This is a genomic window from Arthrobacter sp. SO3, assembly GCF_020532825.1.
Lineage (GTDB): Bacteria > Actinomycetota > Actinomycetes > Actinomycetales > Micrococcaceae > Arthrobacter.
In genome coordinates, this window is record NZ_MQTS01000109.1 from 1 (window position 1) to 3,473 (window position 3,473).

Annotated in this window: 3 protein-coding genes; all 3 read left to right on the forward strand. The window is 66.5% G+C overall.

Annotated features, from left to right (window positions below):
* Positions 1-168 precede the first annotated feature (168 nt).
* The 3 genes from BJQ90_RS11430 to BJQ90_RS11440 all read left to right on the forward strand — a co-directional run bounded on the left by BJQ90_RS11430 (position 169) and on the right by BJQ90_RS11440 (position 3,393).
* A complete protein-coding gene (locus BJQ90_RS11430) occupies positions 169-1,260 on the forward strand; it encodes a tyrosine-type recombinase/integrase (protein WP_226760378.1) in 1,092 nt (363 codons plus the stop codon).
* 4 nt (positions 1,261-1,264) lie between these two features.
* Complete coding sequence (locus tag BJQ90_RS11435; protein ID WP_226760379.1) at positions 1,265-1,615, forward strand: helix-turn-helix domain-containing protein; 351 nt, start codon at positions 1,265-1,267, stop codon at positions 1,613-1,615.
* A 407-nt stretch (positions 1,616-2,022) separates the two neighbouring features.
* On the forward strand, positions 2,023-3,393 hold the full coding sequence (locus BJQ90_RS11440; RefSeq protein ID WP_226760380.1) for a hypothetical protein: 1,371 nt from the start codon (positions 2,023-2,025) through the stop codon (positions 3,391-3,393).
* The last annotated feature ends 80 nt before the right edge of the window (positions 3,394-3,473 follow it).

Consider the following 3,473-nt stretch of genomic DNA (forward strand, 5'->3'; position numbering starts at 1 on the left):
TATCTCTATTCGCTCAGGTTCGTTGGCCTGTTCTGCGGTGGGGATTCGCGTTTGAGCAGGTGATGTCGGTTCGGAGCCCCTTGGGGCCCGAATCGACGAACCATCGACGAGAGTGACGGTTTGGGCGTAATGTCGACGCATGCTCGCTCCTTCTGAAGTTGGTAGCTGATGGTGCTGGTGGCGTTGCCCGGTGGCGGCGCCATGGATCCGGCGTTCTGGAGTGTGCAGGCGGCCGAGGATTTCGAGCAGGAGATCGTTGACCAGTACGCGTTGGCGATGGCAGCGGCTGGTTTGAGCGACTCGCATATCCGCAATACCCGGGCGACGATTGTTGAGTTCGCCCGTTCGGTGACGGGTCCGCTGTGGGCGGCAACCTGCCAGGACGCCGACCGGTTCCTGGCCGAGCAGCGCAGGCTGGGTCGCAGTGTGAGCACCAGGGCCGGCAAGGCCGGGACACTGGCATTGTTTTACGAGTTCATGATCAGCCGTTACCAGGGCCGGATCCATCGGGTGGCCGGGGTGCTGGTCGAGCAGCCCATCGATGAGTTCAACCGCCAGTCCGGGGCGGCGCTGGGCAACGTCAGAGTGCCGCCGTCGGATGCCGAGATCGAAACGTTCTTTACTTGTTGGCGGCACTCGATCCCGCAGGCCCGCAAGTATCTGCCCGCCGCGCGGGACTACTTCGCTGCCTCGCTCTGGCGTCGGCTGGGGTTGCGGATCAACGAGACGGTGATGCTCGACATCCGTGACTGGCGCCCGGACCTGGGCGGGTTCGGCAAGCTCCATGTCCGGTTCGGCAAGGGAGCACACGGCCGTGGCCCGAAGCCGCGTCTGGTGCCCGCGATCAATGGCGCGGCAGAGCTGATCGACTGGTGGCTGGGCGAGGTCCGACACCAGTACGGCGAGGACTGGGCTGACCCCGACGCGCCTTTGCTCCCCTCGGAGCGGTTCGATTCCGAGCTGGGGCGATGTGGCCGGGTCGGTGGCAACGCCCTGCGGCGCAGCCTGGGATTGCAAGTCGAGCAGTGGTTGCCGGCATGGTCGGGACGGCTGACTCCCCACGTTCTGCGGCATTACTGCGCTTCCTCGCTTTACGGGGCCGGGATGGACATCAAGGCCCTCCAGGAGTTGCTGGGGCATCAGTGGCTTGCGACTACCTCGGGTTACATCCACGTGCGCAGCGAGCACGTCGAACTGGCCTGGAAGAACGCCAATGAGCGGGTCGAGTCCCGCTTTGGGCCTACACAGAAGGAAGGATGAGGCCGTGCTGTGGAACCTGCGGATCAGAGCCGCCGAACGCGGGGTCTGGAAGTCGGCGCAGATGCGCCGGATGCTCGCCGATGCCGGACTGGAGATCAGCGCCGGGAAGATGTCCTCGTGGTGGGCCGGGACACCGGCGACGATGAGACTCGAGGAGCTCGACGTGCTCTGCTCGGTGCTGAAGTGCACGCCGACGGACCTGATGAGTCCCGAGCCGGACAAGGTCGCGGCACGTCGTCCACGCTCCACCGAGACCGTCAACGGCGATGACCAGGGCCACGGCGCAGGCAATGGCGGGGTATCGCCGGTCGTAACGCCGAGATTCGGCAGGCCGCGGTCCGAGCCGCCCCTATAGGCGGGGCTGTTGTGAGTCCGGCCCCGGGCCCGGCGGCGCCACTGCGGCCGCCATCGATGTGCCCCCGCTGCCAGATCAACCGTGTCGCGTGGACCTTCCCGCGGGTGGACTATTGCTATGACTGCCTTCCCGGCGGCCCGTTCATCGCACCGCCGTGTTTCAAGTGCGGCACCAGCATGGGCTACTTCAGCCAAGGCTTGTGCGCCAGCTGCCATCCCGGCAGTCCGCAATACCCGGGCTCGTGCAAGGACTGTCTGGCGTGGGGTGTCTACCGCCGCTACAACTGGACGTGCTGGCAGTGTCGTTGGTGGCGCTCCCACAACCCGGAAGGAATCTGCGACTTTTGCGGGCGCACCGCCCGTATCGGGGAGCGGCGGGCCTGTCGGCTGTGTCTGGAACAGGCCCGCATGATCCAGGAGCCCGGACATGGCCTGGACCTGGCCGGCGCGAATAAGGCCGGGCACCAGCTCTTCTTCGCCAACATGACCTTCGCACGTCGGGGAGCACCACCGTTGAGCCCGGAGCAACGTGCCCCATGGAAGCGGAGGGACAAGAACTACCTGCCCGGCACCGGATCCGCCGCCGACAACGGCGAGCAGATGACGTTGTTCGACCTGGCGCCCGACCCGAAGGTTGTCGCGGCGCGTGCCCGCCTCGAAGAGAACGACCTGACCCGCTACTGCGCCGCCATCGTCCGTGAACACGCCGCGAGGGCCGGCTGGAGCAAGCGGCAACGCAACGACGTGACCCGCTCGCTGCGGCTGCTGCAGGGTCTGCGGCTCAGCCCGACCGCGAAGATCCGCGCCACCGACGTCCTCCAACTGCGCCAATACTCCGGCAACGTCCTCTCCACGATCGACGTTCTGGCCGCGGCCGGCCTGCTCATCGAGGACCGGCCGACCCGGATCGAACGCTACTTCGCTGCCAAGACCAGCACCCTGCCGCCGGTCATGAAGGACCAGCTCGAGGTGTGGCTGCAAATCCTGACCAACGGCGCCCACCAGGCGCCACGGCAGATCCCGCGCGACCCAGGGACCATCAGGGCGCACATCCTGGGCATCGAACCCATCATCCACGCCTGGGCCGAGGCAGGCCTCCAGTCCTTCGCCGAGGTCACCAGCGCCGACATCACAGCCGCGCTGGACGAAACGACGGCCCGCCGCCATATCGCCGGGAACGGGCTCAAGTCGCTCTTCACGACCCTCAAAGGCCGCCGGCTCATCTTCGCCAATCCGACCCGCGGGATGAAAGCGTCCCCGAAGGGCAGCACCATCCCGCTCGCCCTTGACGCCGCAGTGATCAGGGAGGAGCTGAACTCCCCGAACCCGGTCGTCGCCCTCGCGGTTGCCTTGGTCGCCTTCCACGCACTGACCAAGAAACAGCTCAGCGCGCTGCGGCTCACCGACATCAGCGACGGACATCTGATACTCGACAACCGCGACATCCCGCTGGCCGCGCCCGTGCGTACCCGCCTCGCAACCTGGCTCGACCACCGCAACCGGACCTGGCCAGAAAGTGCCAACCCGCACCTGCTCATCAACCGGCGTACCGCACCCAGGCTCCTCCCCGTCAGTCGCCAGTTCCCCTGGACCGGATTGACGCTGCGGCCCCAGGTGCTCCGTGAGGACCGTATCCTGCACGAGATCCACGCGACCGGCGGCGACATCCGCCGCATCTGCGACCTCTTCGGGCTCAGCGTCGAAGGCGCCACCCGCTACCTCAACACCGTCGAGCACCCCGACCTCACCGTCGAGGGCCAACAGGTTCCACGAACCTGAGCATCCACACCGGCTGCAACCCCCGGGCATGCTCAAGTTCACGCCGAAAGCGTCAAAATTCACGCGAACTTCTCACTGTT